The organism is Psychrobacter sp. UBA3962, assembly GCF_002385225.1.
Taxonomy (GTDB): domain Bacteria; phylum Pseudomonadota; class Gammaproteobacteria; order Pseudomonadales; family Moraxellaceae; genus Psychrobacter.
The window spans coordinates 41,119-56,999 of record NZ_DGDC01000042.1 but is presented as its reverse complement, the minus strand read 5'-3'; the positions used below and the strand labels follow the sequence as shown (position 1 = coordinate 56,999).

Here is a 15,881-nt window from a genome sequence, read left to right as displayed (position 1 = left end):
GGTTGGTCGGATGCTTACTGTGTAAGATGTAAAACAGTGGTTTAAGAGTACTTTGCTACCTATCGGCTTATTTGAGTTGATAGGTATTTTTTTGGTAATAAAAAACCGCCGGAAAGGCGGTAGACGTATGTTTTTTGTTTATTCTTAAATGACTATTAGTTGTTAAGGTTAATAAATAGCTAATGTTAGCTAATGAACTCTATAGCCTTGTGAAAGCAAGACTCAGTGGAATCTTCTACCTCTAACTTTAACTGATAACCTTCTTTCTCCATTTGTCTCAAGCCATATAAGCACTTATCTAGTTCTCTCTCAGTTTGATCTCGTATTTGTTCAGTGAATTTTAAGTCATCTACTGGGGGAAGATACACAATTAAAGCGGCTTTAATTTCTTTACCTAAAAGTTCTAAGCAATTCATTACATTAGTTACACCTAAATAGTTAATATTATGGATTCTATGAACATCACTGATGTATGCAGCAGAAACTATAGTGCCGTAGTATTCCTCTCTAATATTGTTAATACCGTGATAATAATGAATAGGCATATCAACTATCATAGACTTATCAGTATTAGGATTTCGTATTTTTATAGGCTTATCAACCAACGCCTTATTATAAAATTTAGGATATTTTTTCTTCATTAAGCCAAATACAGTTCTTCTTAAGTCCTTAGTGCTCATTGTGGAGTTTATTGTTTCAGTTTCATCTTCATTCTTTTTGCAAATTAATGAGACCATTGAATCAAACAAATCATTTAAAATTTCTTCGATACTCGTACCTTGAGCGGTTTGACGATTTGAATATTTTATATGCGGTGAAGGAGTAAGGAAGTAGCTATTATTTTTTAAAAACTCATCAACAACTCTAAGCAAAAAATTTATGTTAGCTTCACCGCGCTCTCCAAATAGACACCTAAAAGCATTAGCGTTTGGAATTAATTTGTAATGAAATTGGTTATCTTGGTCAATAAAAACTACCCCAATATTAAAAACTTCATTAGCAACAATATCCGGAATAAAACGAACAGTAAACCACTCTCCAGTTATAAGCTCTTTAGAGTTGGAATTACTTTCTAAAATAAGACTTTCCCAAGCTGTTTTCATATCAACATCTGTAATCTTGAAGTAAGAAGTCCGGTTGCATTATTTGCTCTTTGATCTAAAAAATCTAAAAACTTATTATAATCACTTTGATGCTGTCCATACAAAGCATTTATCCAAAACTTTAACTCCTCTGTAATTTTCTCTAAAGCTATATAATGATCATCACAAGCCATAACGGCTTCTTGTTTGATTGAATTGTATTGTTTAGGTGACATGAGCTGTTTGGATATATCTAAAAGCTTATTAATAAAATAGGAGTTGGGATTAAGTTCATTAACACTCCATCCATTAATATCAATTAGAATACCATTATCTATTAGATGATACTTATTAACTCCTGTTCTAAGTATGTTATTCATATGTCTATCTATATGACAGATAGTATTATCCAAAGCTAAGGCTTCACTATACCGAGGCCACTTTGCAAGTTCTTTAGCAACAGCCTGAGCAATTCCATGATATTGAAGCGCAGTTTGAGATGGATTTATTTTAGAAGTACAAAAAACAGGGAACACTTCTGAACTAAAAATTTCTTTTTCTAAGTTTGGGTCTACAAGCTTAAAATATAGATTATTTTTAAGTTTATCAGTGGGTAATAAAGCTATACAAGCATGTTTTGGCTGTGGTAGTCCCAAAGCATCAGCCATTAAATATCCTAAGATTTCATTAAATACAGATCTATTATTACCAACAAAAGAATATAGCTTTGCATACATATCTATAAGCGAATTCTCTAAAGGATGAGCGAAGCTGGCTACAAAAACAGGGTTTACATTATTGGTTTCAGTTACCCACCCCTTAAAATTTCGATAAGCACTCATATCCAAGATTTTTATAACTCTATTGTTCATATAAGTTACCTATTACAAACACTCTTCCCATAAGCACTACCACCCTGTAAACATTCACATGGCTCGCCACTTTCATATCTGCACAATGCTTATCAAGCAGTTTTGTATTCAAATTATTAATATAGCCGTCCATTAGATTCAAATTACTCACCCCACAAATCCCCATACACCCCACAGTTACGCTCAATAGCATCCATCGTATCTTCAGTGCTATGAACGCCATTACGCCAAGCATTGACGCTTTCTTGAATGTATGCCCGGCAGTTTTTCGGCAATCCCGATTCATCGCCGTATTCTGGTTTGCTATTGGGGTCGCTACAGCCAATCATGGCTGTAAGTCCAAAAACAATACTGAAATATTTCTTTGTCATTTTTCTCTATTTTCTTTTCTGGTTTTAGTAAAAATATTTATCAAAAATTATTTGTATTTTTTTTGCATCACTACAAGTTTTATTAGTAAGGACTACTTCAGCAACTTTTTCATTAGTTGAAGTTTTATAAAAAAAACTGGTTTCAAAATCATTTGCAGTTTTAAACTTGTAAGGATAATGAGATTCTGAACACATAATATTCAAATTCTCGTTGCTTAGTAGATCTCTCTTAGCATTCGATAAATCCTCATTTGTTACTGAGGGGGCGTACCTGTATATATATTGGGCGAATCTGGGCGTTAGCGCCACTCCTTCAAGCTGTATATAGGAGTTCAGTTGAAGTGGCAATGACATAGCAATTTCATTTGCACTTTCTCTAAAATAATTAGCTAATCCAGATATATTCGTATATACATAGTTATCATCCACCAAATTGCGAGATAGCAATTCATCATCAATTTCTGAATAGCCAAAGCTAGCTGAGCTAACCCCCATACTGATCAAAAGCACAAAAAACTTGATCATTGCTTACCTCAACTTATGTTTACGCTCAACAGCGACACCGCAAATTGTGAACGGAGTATGTCTGCTATCAATGATAGGGAAGTCAGGGTTTAGAGGTACCAGCTCACAGTACTCAACGCCGTCATCATCAAACCCACGTGGTCGCCACTTTTTAAACGTTACGGCATTTTCACCTGCCTTTTTAGCAACGACATAATCACCAGGCGAAGGCTGAGTATCTGGGTCGACCAAGATGAGATCACCTGGATTGAAGTCAGGCGTCATGCTCAAGCCTTCAATGATTACCCAGTGAACATGGGGTGGATAATCACCTATGATGACTTCAAACATATCAGCAATAGCATCATCAAAATACTCGCAAAACTCACCGGCCTGGACATAGTTTAGAACGGGAACGCGACGCATCTTATCCATCGGTAGAATTTTGAAATTGTCTCCATCTGGATATAAGGAAGGAATCGTACTTTCTGTGCAGTCCAAATTATCCTTCTTGCTTCTATCCGGCGTTACTCCAGTTAGTAGGAAATTTGCATCTGTTTTATAGAGCTCAGCTGCTGCCAATGCCCCTTCTTTAGAGACACCTCTTTTGGTCCAGTTGGTTACTGTTGACGGCCCTACATTCAAGTCGCGTGCAATCTTCGACTTCTTATCTGTGCCTGCAGCCATCAATAGGCGCTTCATACTGTCGTGCATATATCACCTCAATCATGTCTATGAATATTTTACACGGCGTGTGGAATTAAATGTTGCACACCATGAAAACAAAAGCTTGAATATATTTCACACTGTGTGTATTATTGCAATATATCTAAATTCATTCGGAGGAATCATGAAAGACAAAGAGCTGATTCAAAAACTTGGCGGAGTTAAAGCTGTATCTAACAGCCTTGGATATAACTACACCACCGTACATAACTGGTTAACAAGAGGCATATCCAAGGATGCAAAAATTGCTTATCCAGAAATATTTATGCCTAAAAGCCTTGATGAAGTTAAACATATTAGTGAATACAACCTATTTGCCCCAGAGGAGGCTTAACTATGTGCCATACCCCGATACATTTATTATCAGACCCCACGCGTGAAATAGCACGCAACAACTACGCTTTTTTATTACAGCGGCTTACAGACAAGACGCAATGCGCTACAGCTGCGGCTACAGGCGTAAGCACAGCTAAGATTAGCCGCCTTGTTGGCAGTGATGATAAACAGGGTGATTTAGAGCTATTTGCGATTATTTGTGCGTTTTTAGGCATCAAGCTTGTTGATATAGACGCTGTTTTTTGTGATAGAGACATGGCCCAGGCAATGGCAACAATGCTACGCACGAGCGTAAACAGCCCTGATTTTATCGACATTATTTTTAGCGGTGGAGATAAGAAGTAATGGCTATGAAAATCACCCATCCGCTGGAAGCTAAGGTTGACCGCATTATTCGACTAAATCTCGGCGAGCGAGAAACGTGGAAGGTTGATCAGAAGATACTTGCAAGTAGGTTTGACCCAATTAGAAACAAAGACTATGTGACAAAGCGAATGGCTGTATTGGGATTCATTCCAACTGATGATCTTAGCGCATACAAATATATTGGCGCACGTAATTATGCAGTTAAACCACCCAGTGTTAAGCCGCTTAAAAAGCCTGAGCCACGAAATAGACGTGTCTTTATGACACCAAAGCGCATTAATCAACGCAAGGATTGGGTAGCTAAAGAAGTTTTGAAGGTATCACCAAGATTAAGAGGCTTACTGCGCCATTTGCTCTTATTCGACTACGTGAGCATAGGTCATCTTGATAAAGCCAACCGTAAGCGTGTGTCCGATATGGTAGCGGCTCTTAGAAAAGAGGGTTATCAGATAAACACTTCAAGAAACTGGAACGAGAAGATCGGCACGAATGTCACGACCTACAAATTAAAAAACCTCTGATAACTGCGAATTATCAGAGGCGTGTTAATTAACCATCAAAAAGTAACTAACAAGGATATTTAACCATGAGCAAAAACGATTATCAAGTAAATAAAGACTTTGTTAGACAAGTTGAATTTAAAGAGGTCTCTAAATCAGAATGGCCTCAATCTAACCCACTGCCAACAAAAGTTTATTTGAATAGTGATTTTTTAGTTCAAGTATTTGATGAAACTGAGACAACGCGAATTAGCGTCAATCGAACCAAGCGTAACGCCAAAGGTGATTGGAAAGACTCAATTTCTTGGGACGAATTAATGACTATTAAAAATTCAATTGGCTATGGGGGTAAGTGGGCAGTAGAGATATATCCACCTAATAGTGACATTGTGAATGTCGCAAATATCAGGCATCTGTGGATGTGTGACCAGTTGCCATTTGCATGGTCGAGAGGTGCGTAATGAGTTATTTACAAGATAAACAGGATTTAAGAATGGCTAACTACTTCCAAGCACCAAATGAAATTATAGATAGCATTGTTGGAACAGTGTTGTCTGGGAATGCCGCTTGGGTGGTTATGACGGTTTGGCGTTATACAGAGGGTATGTCCGACAAATTAACTGGTGGTAAGCGCAAAAAAGCGCCTATACCCACCAAAACCTTTATGCGAGTTCTTGGCATTAACCGAGATAAAACCGTCTATAAATACGTCAATGAAGCGATAGAAAGTGGATTAATACTTGCTGAAAAAGAGCAGGGCAAAGTCACTCAATATTCAATAAATCATCACTGTGAACACTGGCGCGGCAGTAAAAAACTACTGGCGAAAAACGCCCCTAGTCAGGTAGTGGCGGAAAACGCCACCACTGGCGAAAAGTGCCCCGAAGTAGTGGCGGAAAACGCCACTGCCACCAGTGGCGAAAAGCGCCACCCTTATAAAGAAATAGATATTAAAGAAATAGATATAAATAAAGATAAAAAAAATAAACAAAAAAAAGATTCGCAGGTTTTCAAGCCACGAAAACCAGATGAAGTTTCAGATCAGGTTTGGAGTGATTTACTCAGTCACAGAAAAATCAAAAAAACGTCGAATACCCAAACAGCTTGGAATGTGATTTTCAGTCAACTGGAAAAAGCGAAGCAAGCAACCGGTCATTCACTGGATCAGATAATCACTGAGTGGATAACACGGGATTGGAAAGGTTTTAAATCAGACTGGTACATCAATATTCAGAATAAGACTCAGAGCACGGGGAACAATCATGCAAACAATCAACCAGCTAACAACCCAGCTAACGAACAGCCAAAAAAATCAAGCGCAGACATCTACGCAGAAAACCTTGCCAGAGACCTTGCAAAGCAGTACCCAGACGAATTCGCAAACGTGCCTTTCTAAGCAGCAGATAGCCAGTTTGTTTGCAGGGTGGAAAAAGTTGTTTAGATCAAAGATAAAAGATGAGGATTGGGGCGTTGACACACTGACCGTCTGGTATATCGCATTAACCGACCTAGGCATGACACAAGACGAGTTCAACCAAGCTAAGCGTAAGTCGTTAAGTCTTTCATGGCCACCAACAGCACCAGCTGATTTTTTAGAGTTAGCGAGAGCTGGCAAGCAAAGTGAATACCTAGACACACAAACCGCATTTGAAACAGCCTGTAGATGCGCAGGAATGCGCGGAGACGTCGAAAGAGACTGGAGACACCCAACTGTACTAGAAACTGCAAATCGCATCGGGTGGGGCAAATTAGCGAGTGCTGGTAACGGATTTATTAAATACTTTGCCACGGTCTATGAGCAGGTGATTATCGAACACAAGAATGGGGCTAATTTTGAGATACCCAAAACCCATCGTATTGAAGCACCTAAACCTGCCCGCCTAAATGATGATAGTCCAGTAGCTCAAGACTGGGAAAAACTAAAAGCAAGAATGTTAGGGAAGCGGAGAGAAACGGCATGAAAAAGATATTAGACCCTTGCTGTGGCAGCCGAATGTTCTGGTTTGATAAGCAAGATAACAGGGCCGTATTTACAGACAAACGAAAAGAAAATCATATTCTTTGTGACGGCCGAGAACTGGTTATTGAGCCAGACATGATAATGGATTTTACCAACTTAAAGTTTGATGATGAGTCGTTTTACATGGTTGTGTTTGATCCGCCTCACTTGCGTAAAGCAGGACCTGATTCATGGATGGCTAAGAAGTATGGAAAGCTAGATGAAAATTGGCCAAGCATGATTCGAGATGGATTTGCTGAATGTTTTAGAGTGCTGAAGCCCAATGGAACTTTGATTTTCAAGTGGAACGAGACACAAATCAAAGTAAGCGAAATTTTAAAACTTACAGACCAAAAGCCAGTTGTTGGTCATATCAGCGGTAAGCGGGCCAATACGCATTGGATATGTTTTCTGAAGGAGTCATCGTGAAAAAACACATCGGTACCGGCAAGGTAGTCAAGAAGTCCGAATGGCTAGGAGCCAATAAGGTAAAAGTCACTTACTCAGACTTATCAAGCGAAGAGTTAACGCGCCAGGCTTATGAGCAGGTTATTAGAGAAGTTAGGCAGGATAACTAATCAAATAGGCAACTAAAAGAGCGTGAGTAGCTCAAATTTAATCAGAAACTCAAAATATGAGCAAGGGTAGCCAAAGGAATTTTAAAGCACGTTAGAACTCAAATAAGGGGGGTTTGGTGAAGAAGTACAGAAATAAACCAAAGGTGCTAAACGGCATTAAGTTTGACAGCCAAAAAGAAGCCAGGCGATACCAAGAGTTAAAACTGCTTGAGAGAGCAGGGAAGATTAAAGACCTAGAAGTTCAGCCAAAGTTTAGCTTAGTCAAAGGTGTGAAGTTTAGTAGCGATAAGCGAGCCAAGCCGGATTTACGTTATTTTGCAGACTTTGCTTATACAGACATGGAAACGGGTGAGCGAGTTGTTGAAGATGTGAAGTCGGTAGCGACCAAAGAAAGCACGGTTTACAAGATGAAGCGTCACATGATGCTTGCGATACATGGGATTGAAGTTAGGGAGATTTAACGATGGACTATCCAATTAGAATCTTAAGCGACATACGCGGTCAAATCGTAGCAGTAGTGGATGTGAACGGCACTGAGTACACGGTGCAAATGAACTCAATTGGGGTGCCGACAGCGGAGCGCAATAAGCTGATCAGAAAAAAGGCAGTAGAGCAAGCAAGCAAGGATGATAGACTTTAATTGACTTTCGAGGGTTTATGATTGATATTTTAGAAGAATGGGGAAAGTGGTCTAGGCATGATTGGGGTAGCTACTCATCACCGCTTTATCACCTCATGAGAGCCCATAATCCCGATTTTAGAACTGGCGACGCTTACGCACCAGATATCACGGATGATGAGGCCATGCGAGTGTCTGCTATCGTGTGTGATTTAGCAAGGCACAACAAGGTTTTGGCTGAGGTGTTGAAGAGGCGTTATATCAACAATATGAGCCTAAGACAAATATCTCGCTACTATCTCACTCCATTGGAATATCCAGCTCAGGCATCGCTATCCTGGCATGATAAAAACAAGAAGAGAGTGCATCCGCAAGTGACAGCAAGATTATTGGAAGAGGCGGAGAAATATGTAAGGAGCAGGCTTTAAAAGTGACTTGACAGTTGTGACAGTAAGTAGTATAAATGTGCTAGATTGGCACGAAGTTATGAGATAGCGATTGATTTAATTATCAGTCGCTTTTTTTGAATTAAGTATTGATAAAAAGACCTTAAACCCCATTAATAAGTTGAATGCATTCAATTATGGAGTTTATATGTCAGATCATGCTATTGAGAACAATCAGCCAAGTCATCGCCATTTTCTAGTTGGATATATGGCTAGAACAAATGGCGAAAATGAATTTAGAAGTTTTCATTATAAAATAAAAAATTTTAAGGGTATTACATTGCCAGTTTCAGGTTCAATTGCAACCGAAGCGCAATTTGAGCTAGGCTATAAACCTGATGGAATTGTAATTCTGTCAGTTAGCGAGCTATCAGAAGAAGATGCAAAGTCATTCTTCGGGGAAGACTTCAAGAAATAATAAACTTAACAAATAAATTTTTATAAAGCCCTTACAGCAATGTGAGGGCTTTTTTTACGCCTACTGTTTGGAGGTAAGCATGTCACAGTCGAAAAAGCTTACTGATAAGCAAGCAAGATTTGTTGAAGAATACCTGATTGATACAAACGCTACCCAAGCAGCTATTAGAGCTGGTTATAGCGCAAAGACAGCAAAGCCAAAGGGTAATGAGCTTAAAAAGCATCCTGCCATTGCTGCCGCTATCGAAGCGGGCCTGGCAAACTTATCAGAGCGTTGCCAAGTAACACAAGATGATGTGATCAGAGGGCTATTAACTGAGGCGGAATGGCAAGGTGAAGGCTCAAGCCATAGCGCACGTGTGCAAGCTTGGAGTCAGTTGGGTAAGCATTTAGGGATGTTTAAAGACAAGGTTGAACATACTGGTAAAGATGGTGCTGACCTGTTCCCTAACATAACGGTTAAATATGAATGATGTATTAGTCACATTCCCGAAGAAGTTTAAAGCCTTTGATAAGCCATGCCGTTATAAATTTGCCCGTGGTGGCCGTGGCAGTGGCAAATCTTGGTCAGTAGCCAAAAAGCTATTGCTTATTGGTACTCAAAAGCCAACACGCATTTTATGTACGCGTGAAGTACAGAAGTCAATTAAGCAGTCAGTGCACCAATTACTTAAAGACCAGATTAATGGCATGGGCTTGGATAGCTTTTATCAGGTACTTGAGACCGAGATACGAGGGCTGAATGGCACGCGCATTTACTTTAGCGGTCTGAGCGATATGACGGCCGATAGCATCAAGTCATTTGAAGGTGTGGATATTTGCTGGATTGAAGAAGGTCAGGCAATTACTGACAAATCCCTTAAGATTTTAACGCCGACAATCAGGGTTGAGGGGTCAGAGATTTGGGTAACTTATAACCCGCAGCTAGACAGCGACCCTATTCATCAAATGGCTAACGCTGAGCGTGACGACACAATCACGATTGATGTTAACTGGTATGACAATCCATGGTTCCCTGCTGTCTTAAACGATGAAAGACTGCACGCTAAGGCAACCCTGCCAACTGCTGAATACGAGCATATTTGGGAAGGTAAGTGTATGCCAGCCGTCGAAGGCGCGATTTACTTTAACGAGATTGCAGATGCTGAAGCTAAAGGGCGTGTAACTCGCTTGCAGTATGACCCAATGCTAAAGGTTCACACTATTTGGGATTTGGGCTTCAATGACTCAATGTTTATAACCTTTGTTCAGCGTGTAGCATCTGAGATACGCATTATTCATGCAATTGAAGATAACCAACGCACCCTGGTTGATTATGTAGAGAGTGATATTAAGCCACTTAACTACAACTGGGGCAGTGATTGGCTGCCGCATGATGGCTTTGCTAAGCGCCACCAGTCAGGCAAGTCTGATGCTGAAGTCATGCTTGCTTTAGGTCGCAAGGTGATTGCTATTCCTAACATGGATATAGAGTCAGGGATTAGGCGTGGGCGCGAAGTATTCCCCAGAGTTTACTTCAACAAAGAGTCGCCTGGCGTCATGCGTCTTGTTGAGTGTTTAAAGCGATACCGTAGGCACGTAAGCAAGGCCACAGGTGAGCCAAGCCGTCCAGTGCATGATGAATACAGTCACGGAGCAGACAACTATCGTTATCTAGCAATTGTGGCAGACAAGCTAACAAACGACGCAGACAGAAAACCAAATTTACCACCACCACCAAAACGACGTGGCGGCTGGCAATCATAAGAGATTAAGCAATGACTAATAAAAAAGACGATAAAATTTTGCAGTCAATGCGAGATTTTAAAGAGCGTGCTGAGGGCTACTGGTACGAGACGTACCAAAAAGCATTAGAGGACATTGAGTTTTGCGTCAACAAAGAAGCCCAATGGGATGAAAGAGCGCGCAGACAGCGTGAAGAAGAAGGCCGTCCTTGCATCTCAATTAACAAGATTAAGCTATTTGTTAAGCAGCAAGTTAACGCTTTACGTGCTAACAAGATGACGCTTAATGCTATCCCAGTTGGCAATGACGACGTTGGCAAAGCTGAGATTCAGGACGCCATGCTTGAGTATATCTTGAAGTCATCACGCTCAGATACAGCAACAGACTGGGCTTATGAGCGTGCTGTCATGGGTGGCTTTGGTTTTTGGCGTATCACTACTGAGTACGCATCGGAAGTCAGCTTTGACCAAGAGATACGTATTAAGCGCATTGAGAACCCGCAGTCTACTTACTTGTCACCAGAGATTAAGTGTCCGGTTGGCTCAGATGCCACAGAAGCTTTAACTGGCGAATGGATGAGCAAATCAGAGTTTGAGCGTCAATTCCCAGGCTTTGAAGCTGTAAGTGCTGATGAAGATGATTCGACGGATTGGGAGACGTCAGACACTGTATTTGTTGCTGAGTATTATCGTGTTGAGTATGACAAAGACACGCTTTACTTGTTTGATAACGGCGAAACCGCTTTAGAGTCTGACCTAAAGTCAGTTGAGCTGGCCCCCGATGCAGCGGCAGAACTTGAGGGACTTGAGAAAGCGGACTTGATCACGTTTGCCGCGTCAATGCAGTTTAATGAGCCGGTCACTATCGTTGATAAAAGACCGACTCAGAAAAAGCGCATCATGTGGTACAAATGCTCGCGTGACGCTGTACTTGAGCAAACTGAGATTAAAGCGGACTATATCCCAATTATATTGGTTATCGGTGACGAGCAGTGGGTTGAGAACAAGCGTTATTGGATGTCGTTAATCAACGAAGCCAAAGACCCGCAGATATTCTACAACTACGCTCGCACGGCACAGCTTGAGCAGCTACAAAAAGCAGGTAACAGACCTTGGGTGGCTGATGGCCAATCAATTGAGGGCTATGAAGAGTATTGGGCGCAATCTAACAATCCTAATACGCATTATCTGCCGTACAACTCAGTTAACGAGATGGGGCATCAGTTAGCACCGCCTTTTATGCCAGCACCTTATCAGGGTTCGCCTGATTTGATGCGCGAAGCAATGACTGCAAGCGAGGAAATCAAAGCCACCACAGGTATTTTTGATGCGTCACTAGGTAACCAAGGTAATGAAACCAGTGGCCGTGCAATCATGGCAAGGCAGCGTCAAGGTGACCAAGCGAACTTTCACTTCTTGGACAACTTTAAACGCTCATACGAGCACGCAGGACGCGTTATTTTGTCAATGATACCGCATTACTACGATACGCCTCGTGTGCTTCGTATAACGCAAGATGACACCGTGTATAAGACGCTTGTCATCAATATGCCTGCTGATTCTCCAGCGGCTCAAAAGTACCAAAAAGAGCTTGAGAACGCGCAAATTGGCATTAATGGCATGTATAACGATGTGACCGTCGGTAAGTATGACATTCGCATTGCTGCCGGTGCTGACTACAACACGCAGAGAGAAGAAGCGCGTGAAGTGCTAATTGAGCTTGGGCGTGCTTATCCGCAGTTGATGCAAGTTGCTGGTGATTTAATCATGCGAGCGTTTGACTTCCCTGATGCTGACAAACTGGCTGACCGCTTGAAACTGCTATTACCACCACAGTTGCAGGAAGAAGGTGAAGGTCAAGAATTGCCACCTGAAGTACAGCAGCAAATGGCACAGATTCAACAGCAAATGCAGCAAATGCAACAAGCCTTGCAACAAGCACAAGCTGAGCTGGCAGACAAAGATAAAGATAGACAGCTTGAAATGCTTAAAGTACAGCTTAAAGCTGAGTCTGATATTGAAGTGGCCAAGATACGTGAATCAGGGCGTACAGACCAAGAAGAGATTAAGCAATTCGGTAGCGTATTGCAGATAATCCTTGATAGAACGGCTGATTTACAGCAAGCAATGGCTGAGATGCAATATACGCCTATTGAATGGCAAGAAACCGACGATTACACACAAGACCCTGCCACTGAGCAGGGTTTTTTAATGCCTGAAGAACAGCCGATGCCTCAAGATATGCAGATGCCAGAGCAGATGCCAGAGCAGATGCAAGGCATGGAAGATATGCAGGGCATGGAACAAGAGTTTAATCCGCAACCCACCGACGTCACGGGTGGGGATGATGCGTTTAGTGACGTAGACCTCGCTGACCAAGCGTTAAATGGAAATGGAGAGATGAACGATGGCATTTGATACCACAGTAGTTGATGACGATTTAACGGTTGAATCGTATGAAGAAGCCGAAGAGGTGCAAGCAACGTCAGAGGAGCCTGAACAGGAAGAGGTGGAAACACAAGAGCCTGAGCAAGCAGAGGCTGACGAGGTGGAAGATGAAGCTCAAGATGAGCCAGACTCCAAGCCAAAAAAGGGCGCGGCAGCTCGAATTCAACAGCTTGTTGCTGAGAAAAAGGCGGCAGAAGCTGAGCTTGAGCGATTGCGTCAAGAAAAGAGCGAGCCGAAACAGTCGGTAAGCCCAGACGGCGCGCCACAACCTCCCACAGTAGAAAACTTTGACTTAGACACCGAAGAGGGTCTTGACCAGTATTTTAAGGCCCAATCCGAGTATGAAGAGAAGCTAGAAGACTGGAAGTTTGACCAAAAGCTACAACAGCGTGAAGTGGCGAAACTGCAACAGCAGCGTGAGCAAGAGATCACAAATCAGTTTAAACAGCGGTTTGATGCCAATCCTAAGTTTAAACAAGATTTTGAGCAGCTAACGACACTGATGCAAGACAAGCCGATTAATGCTGACCCTTCTCAGTTGTACCAAGGCGAAGAGCTGATGGACTTACTGGAAGAAGTAGCGGCAAGTCCTGATTTGTACTACGAAATCGCATCACTACCTGAACAGGCTCAATACGCCAAGTTTGGTGAAATCCAGGCGAGCATTAAAGCACGCAAATCGCCTGGCAATAAAAACATTCGACAATCACGGGCACCACGTCCGCCAAACCACACTAAAAGTAACGCACCCATTGCACGCAGCGACTATGACAAATCAGATGATGATTTTCTAGCTGCGCGGGGTCTATAAAAAGGAAAGTAGAACATGGCTAATTACAGCGAAAACACCAGCAACAAACTATTAACTCATGACGTAATTGCAAAAGAAGCAGCAGCAATGCTGGTCGAAGAGTCGCAGTTTATTAAAGCGATTAACCGCAATCGTGAGAAAGAATTTAACAAAGATAAAGATGGCTACAAAGTCGGTGAAAGTGTACGTGTACGCATTCCGCCAACGCCTATCGTTACTGACGGCCACGTCTTTAACTCTACTGATGCGAACGAAAACGCTCAAGAGAAGTCTGTACTGTTAAAGGTTGACACTCAAAAGCATGTTGGCCTTGAGTTTGGCGCAGCCGAAATGACTCTAAAGTTAACTGACTTTAAAAACCGTTTCTTAAAGCCTGCTATCAACTCTTTAGCAACCACTGTTGATGCTGACTTATTGCAGCGTGCGATTGTGTCTGTTAACAACATGACACTGATGCAAGCACAAGAGGTGCACCCAACCGCCGCTTGGGGTCGCGCTCGTCAGATGTTAAACCGTGCATTAGCGCCACATTCTGACCGTATGTCGCTGCTGTCATCTGGTGTGACCAACCGCATTGTTGACCCAGCGGGAACTCTATTTAACCCAACTCCTGAGATTGCCAAGCAGTGGAAAGAGGGTTATATCGGTCGTAGCCGCGGTTTTGAGTTTGTAGAGTCGGAGCACATTTATCGTCAGCAAACCGGCTCGCATGGCAAGACTGGCATGACTGTAAATGGTACCGGTCAAAAAGGCGGCACTTTAGAAGTTGGCGGCTTAACAAGTGGTCAGACCATCAAACGTGGTGAAGTATTTACCATTGCTGGTGTTAATCAGATCCACCCAATTACGCATCAAAGCTATGACGTGCCATTGCAGTTTGTAGTCTTAGAGGATGTGAAGGCCGGCGGTACCACTGCCACGCTTAAAATCTATCCTGAGATTGTGCCTTCAACCATTGAGTCACAACTTAAGTCTAATGCTACGGTTAAAGAGTCTCCTGCTGCATCTGCTGCAATTACGTTTGTAATGGATAGCGATTCATTAATTGAACAGGCGCTGTGCTTCCAAAAAGACGCGTTTGCTGCAGCGTTCGCACCTCTTAAGGTGTTAGCAGGCTGTGAGGGTTATACGTTTAACGCATCAACCATGGCTCTACGTGTGCAAACTGGTGGTGACTTCAAGAACGACAGCGAGGGTACTCGTATTGACGTGCTTTATGGCTTCGCTGCTATTCGCGGTAATCATGCAGCGCGTATCTTGGCGCCTAACGCATAGTCTGGTTATTTAGAGTTACGAGACGGGTGGCAATCGCTGCCCGTTTCCGATTTTACTACTAACAATTGAGGCAAACCAATGACACAGCAGAACCGCATTACTAAAGATTTTTTAGAGTCAGAAATAACTAACGTTGAATATCAGCGCTTATCTGGCACCATCACGCATTGCACGATTACTGTTAAAAATGGATTTACATTTACTGGTGAATCGGCGTGTGTTGATCCAAATAATTACAACCAAACTATTGGTGAAAAGATTGCTTATGACAACGCATTTGAAAAAATGTGGATGCCGTACGGCTTTGCCTTAAAACAAAAATTAGCTAAAGAAGCTGAATGAAAAGCTGATCCTTACTATTCGCCTTGTGCGTGTAGTGAGTGCAAGCGCTCATATATGTAAATAAGGATAAATACAATGCCTAGACAATATCCCGTAATGCTCTACCTTGACTACTTGATCAATTTTGCCGTTGCTCATAATCAAGATGAGTACGATAAATTAGTCGAGCAAGGCTATACGACCCACGATAAAGTTAAACCAGAGCCTGAGCCGGTGAATGCGGGTAATGATGATTTGTTAGCCGCAGCTTATGGTGAAATTGAAAAGCTTGAAGATGAAGTTGAACTACTACGACAAAAACTAGCAGTCTATGAGTCAGCAAAAGATGCCAATCAAGATGGCGTGGTTAGTTATGACGAAATGACCAGTAGCGAACTACAAGCACTACTTAGACAGCGTGGCGTTAGCTTCAAGTCCCGCGACAGCAAAGACGCTTTAATTAAATTGGCTCAAGATAGCGAGTAA

The 15,881-nt window shown here is 42.0% G+C and carries 24 protein-coding genes; 19 read left to right on the top strand and 5 right to left on the bottom strand.

What is annotated here, in order from left to right:
• Window positions 1-185: 185 nt before the first annotated feature.
• The 5 genes from B3S92_RS10275 to B3S92_RS10255 form a co-directional block, all read right to left on the bottom strand.
• The gene (locus tag B3S92_RS10275) at window positions 186-1,103 is read right to left on the bottom strand and encodes a DUF3037 domain-containing protein (protein ID WP_296205696.1); all 918 of its coding nucleotides are present in this window, start codon (window positions 1,101-1,103) and stop codon (window positions 186-188) included.
• Window positions 1,100-1,954, bottom strand: a complete 855-nt coding sequence (locus B3S92_RS10270; protein WP_296205694.1) for a hypothetical protein — start codon at window positions 1,952-1,954, stop codon at window positions 1,100-1,102. Before B3S92_RS10270 ends, B3S92_RS10275 begins: the two co-directional genes overlap by 4 nt.
• Window positions 1,955-2,097: 143 nt before the next feature.
• A complete protein-coding gene (locus B3S92_RS10265) occupies window positions 2,098-2,325 on the bottom strand; it encodes a kynureninase (protein ID WP_296205692.1) in 228 nt (75 codons plus the stop codon).
• Between the two features lie 24 nt (window positions 2,326-2,349).
• Window positions 2,350-2,850, bottom strand: coding sequence for a hypothetical protein (locus B3S92_RS10260; RefSeq protein WP_296205689.1), 501 nt, complete (start codon window positions 2,848-2,850; stop codon window positions 2,350-2,352).
• Window positions 2,851-2,853: 3 nt separating this feature from the next.
• Window positions 2,854-3,543: a S24 family peptidase gene (locus B3S92_RS10255; RefSeq protein WP_296205686.1), complete on the bottom strand. Its 690-nt coding sequence runs from the start codon at window positions 3,541-3,543 to the stop codon at window positions 2,854-2,856.
• 136 nt (window positions 3,544-3,679) lie between these two features.
• On the opposite strand from B3S92_RS10255, the gene B3S92_RS10250 reads away from it, so the two are divergent.
• The 19 genes from B3S92_RS10250 to B3S92_RS10160 all read left to right on the top strand — a co-directional run bounded on the left by B3S92_RS10250 (window position 3,680) and on the right by B3S92_RS10160 (window position 15,881).
• The gene (locus B3S92_RS10250) at window positions 3,680-3,889 is read left to right on the top strand and encodes a hypothetical protein (RefSeq protein WP_296205683.1); all 210 of its coding nucleotides are present in this window, start codon (window positions 3,680-3,682) and stop codon (window positions 3,887-3,889) included.
• Between the two features lie 2 nt (window positions 3,890-3,891).
• On the top strand, window positions 3,892-4,236 hold the full coding sequence (locus tag B3S92_RS10245; RefSeq protein WP_296205680.1) for a hypothetical protein: 345 nt from the start codon (window positions 3,892-3,894) through the stop codon (window positions 4,234-4,236).
• Window positions 4,236-4,778, top strand: coding sequence for a hypothetical protein (locus B3S92_RS10240; protein WP_296205678.1), 543 nt, complete (start codon window positions 4,236-4,238; stop codon window positions 4,776-4,778). Before B3S92_RS10245 ends, B3S92_RS10240 begins: the two co-directional genes overlap by 1 nt.
• A gap of 65 nt (window positions 4,779-4,843) precedes the next feature.
• Window positions 4,844-5,218, top strand: a complete 375-nt coding sequence (locus B3S92_RS10235; protein WP_296205675.1) for a DUF7694 domain-containing protein — start codon at window positions 4,844-4,846, stop codon at window positions 5,216-5,218.
• Window positions 5,218-6,153, top strand: a complete 936-nt coding sequence (locus B3S92_RS10230; RefSeq protein ID WP_296205673.1) for a hypothetical protein — start codon at window positions 5,218-5,220, stop codon at window positions 6,151-6,153. Before B3S92_RS10235 ends, B3S92_RS10230 begins: the two co-directional genes overlap by 1 nt.
• Window positions 6,154-6,190: 37 nt before the next feature.
• Window positions 6,191-6,718: a hypothetical protein gene (locus tag B3S92_RS10225; protein ID WP_296205670.1), complete on the top strand. Its 528-nt coding sequence runs from the start codon at window positions 6,191-6,193 to the stop codon at window positions 6,716-6,718.
• Complete coding sequence (locus B3S92_RS10220; RefSeq protein WP_296205668.1) at window positions 6,715-7,185, top strand: class I SAM-dependent methyltransferase; 471 nt, start codon at window positions 6,715-6,717, stop codon at window positions 7,183-7,185. The genes B3S92_RS10225 and B3S92_RS10220 overlap by 4 nt, the downstream gene beginning before the upstream one ends.
• Complete coding sequence (locus tag B3S92_RS10215) at window positions 7,182-7,334, top strand: hypothetical protein (RefSeq protein ID WP_155954111.1); 153 nt, start codon at window positions 7,182-7,184, stop codon at window positions 7,332-7,334. The genes B3S92_RS10220 and B3S92_RS10215 overlap by 4 nt, the downstream gene beginning before the upstream one ends.
• Window positions 7,335-7,450: 116 nt before the next feature.
• Entirely contained in the window at window positions 7,451-7,795 is a 345-nt protein-coding gene (locus tag B3S92_RS10210) for a DUF1064 domain-containing protein (protein WP_296205659.1), read from the top strand.
• Between the two features lie 2 nt (window positions 7,796-7,797).
• Window positions 7,798-7,974: a hypothetical protein gene (locus tag B3S92_RS10205; protein WP_296205657.1), complete on the top strand. Its 177-nt coding sequence runs from the start codon at window positions 7,798-7,800 to the stop codon at window positions 7,972-7,974.
• Window positions 7,975-7,991: 17 nt separating this feature from the next.
• Window positions 7,992-8,381: an antiterminator Q family protein gene (locus B3S92_RS10200; protein WP_028858181.1), complete on the top strand. Its 390-nt coding sequence runs from the start codon at window positions 7,992-7,994 to the stop codon at window positions 8,379-8,381.
• Window positions 8,382-8,547: 166 nt separating this feature from the next.
• The gene (locus B3S92_RS10195) at window positions 8,548-8,817 is read left to right on the top strand and encodes a hypothetical protein (protein ID WP_296205655.1); all 270 of its coding nucleotides are present in this window, start codon (window positions 8,548-8,550) and stop codon (window positions 8,815-8,817) included.
• Between the two features lie 79 nt (window positions 8,818-8,896).
• Window positions 8,897-9,289: a terminase small subunit gene (locus B3S92_RS10190; protein WP_296205652.1), complete on the top strand. Its 393-nt coding sequence runs from the start codon at window positions 8,897-8,899 to the stop codon at window positions 9,287-9,289.
• Window positions 9,282-10,562 carry a PBSX family phage terminase large subunit gene (locus B3S92_RS10185; protein WP_296205649.1) on the top strand — a complete coding sequence of 427 codons (1,281 nt, stop codon included), beginning with the start codon at window positions 9,282-9,284 and terminating at the stop codon, window positions 10,560-10,562. The genes B3S92_RS10190 and B3S92_RS10185 overlap by 8 nt, the downstream gene beginning before the upstream one ends.
• 11 nt (window positions 10,563-10,573) lie before the next feature.
• Window positions 10,574-12,958 carry a portal protein gene (locus B3S92_RS10180; RefSeq protein ID WP_296205647.1) on the top strand — a complete coding sequence of 795 codons (2,385 nt, stop codon included), beginning with the start codon at window positions 10,574-10,576 and terminating at the stop codon, window positions 12,956-12,958.
• Window positions 12,948-13,799, top strand: a complete 852-nt coding sequence (locus tag B3S92_RS10175; RefSeq protein WP_296205643.1) for a hypothetical protein — start codon at window positions 12,948-12,950, stop codon at window positions 13,797-13,799. The genes B3S92_RS10180 and B3S92_RS10175 overlap by 11 nt, the downstream gene beginning before the upstream one ends.
• 15 nt (window positions 13,800-13,814) lie before the next feature.
• The gene (locus B3S92_RS10170) at window positions 13,815-15,074 is read left to right on the top strand and encodes a P22 phage major capsid protein family protein (protein ID WP_296205640.1); all 1,260 of its coding nucleotides are present in this window, start codon (window positions 13,815-13,817) and stop codon (window positions 15,072-15,074) included.
• A 78-nt stretch (window positions 15,075-15,152) separates the two neighbouring features.
• Window positions 15,153-15,416 carry a Gp49 family protein gene (locus B3S92_RS10165; protein ID WP_296205637.1) on the top strand — a complete coding sequence of 88 codons (264 nt, stop codon included), beginning with the start codon at window positions 15,153-15,155 and terminating at the stop codon, window positions 15,414-15,416.
• Between the two features lie 75 nt (window positions 15,417-15,491).
• Window positions 15,492-15,881: a hypothetical protein gene (locus B3S92_RS10160; protein WP_296205634.1), complete on the top strand. Its 390-nt coding sequence runs from the start codon at window positions 15,492-15,494 to the stop codon at window positions 15,879-15,881.

Excerpts from the sequence above, each read along its gene's own strand:
- B3S92_RS10275 (WP_296205696.1), bottom strand. The coding sequence starts at position 1,103 with ATGAAAACAGCTTGGGAAAGTCTTATTTTAGAAAGTAATTCCAACTCT.
- B3S92_RS10270 (WP_296205694.1), bottom strand. The coding sequence starts at position 1,954 with ATGAACAATAGAGTTATAAAAATCTTGGATATGAGTGCTTATCGAAAT.
- B3S92_RS10265 (WP_296205692.1), bottom strand. The coding sequence starts at position 2,325 with ATGACAAAGAAATATTTCAGTATTGTTTTTGGACTTACAGCCATGATT.
- B3S92_RS10260 (WP_296205689.1), bottom strand. The coding sequence starts at position 2,850 with ATGATCAAGTTTTTTGTGCTTTTGATCAGTATGGGGGTTAGCTCAGCT.
- B3S92_RS10255 (WP_296205686.1), bottom strand. The coding sequence starts at position 3,543 with ATGCACGACAGTATGAAGCGCCTATTGATGGCTGCAGGCACAGATAAG.
- B3S92_RS10250 (WP_296205683.1), top strand. The coding sequence starts at position 3,680 with ATGAAAGACAAAGAGCTGATTCAAAAACTTGGCGGAGTTAAAGCTGTA.
- B3S92_RS10245 (WP_296205680.1), top strand. The coding sequence starts at position 3,892 with ATGTGCCATACCCCGATACATTTATTATCAGACCCCACGCGTGAAATA.
- B3S92_RS10240 (WP_296205678.1), top strand. The coding sequence starts at position 4,236 with ATGGCTATGAAAATCACCCATCCGCTGGAAGCTAAGGTTGACCGCATT.
- B3S92_RS10235 (WP_296205675.1), top strand. The coding sequence starts at position 4,844 with ATGAGCAAAAACGATTATCAAGTAAATAAAGACTTTGTTAGACAAGTT.
- B3S92_RS10230 (WP_296205673.1), top strand. The coding sequence starts at position 5,218 with ATGAGTTATTTACAAGATAAACAGGATTTAAGAATGGCTAACTACTTC.
- B3S92_RS10220 (WP_296205668.1), top strand. The coding sequence starts at position 6,715 with ATGAAAAAGATATTAGACCCTTGCTGTGGCAGCCGAATGTTCTGGTTT.
- B3S92_RS10205 (WP_296205657.1), top strand. The coding sequence starts at position 7,798 with ATGGACTATCCAATTAGAATCTTAAGCGACATACGCGGTCAAATCGTA.
- B3S92_RS10200 (WP_028858181.1), top strand. The coding sequence starts at position 7,992 with ATGATTGATATTTTAGAAGAATGGGGAAAGTGGTCTAGGCATGATTGG.
- B3S92_RS10195 (WP_296205655.1), top strand. The coding sequence starts at position 8,548 with ATGTCAGATCATGCTATTGAGAACAATCAGCCAAGTCATCGCCATTTT.
- B3S92_RS10190 (WP_296205652.1), top strand. The coding sequence starts at position 8,897 with ATGTCACAGTCGAAAAAGCTTACTGATAAGCAAGCAAGATTTGTTGAA.
- B3S92_RS10185 (WP_296205649.1), top strand. The coding sequence starts at position 9,282 with ATGAATGATGTATTAGTCACATTCCCGAAGAAGTTTAAAGCCTTTGAT.
- B3S92_RS10180 (WP_296205647.1), top strand. The coding sequence starts at position 10,574 with ATGACTAATAAAAAAGACGATAAAATTTTGCAGTCAATGCGAGATTTT.
- B3S92_RS10175 (WP_296205643.1), top strand. The coding sequence starts at position 12,948 with ATGGCATTTGATACCACAGTAGTTGATGACGATTTAACGGTTGAATCG.
- B3S92_RS10170 (WP_296205640.1), top strand. The coding sequence starts at position 13,815 with ATGGCTAATTACAGCGAAAACACCAGCAACAAACTATTAACTCATGAC.
- B3S92_RS10165 (WP_296205637.1), top strand. The coding sequence starts at position 15,153 with ATGACACAGCAGAACCGCATTACTAAAGATTTTTTAGAGTCAGAAATA.
- B3S92_RS10160 (WP_296205634.1), top strand. The coding sequence starts at position 15,492 with ATGCCTAGACAATATCCCGTAATGCTCTACCTTGACTACTTGATCAAT.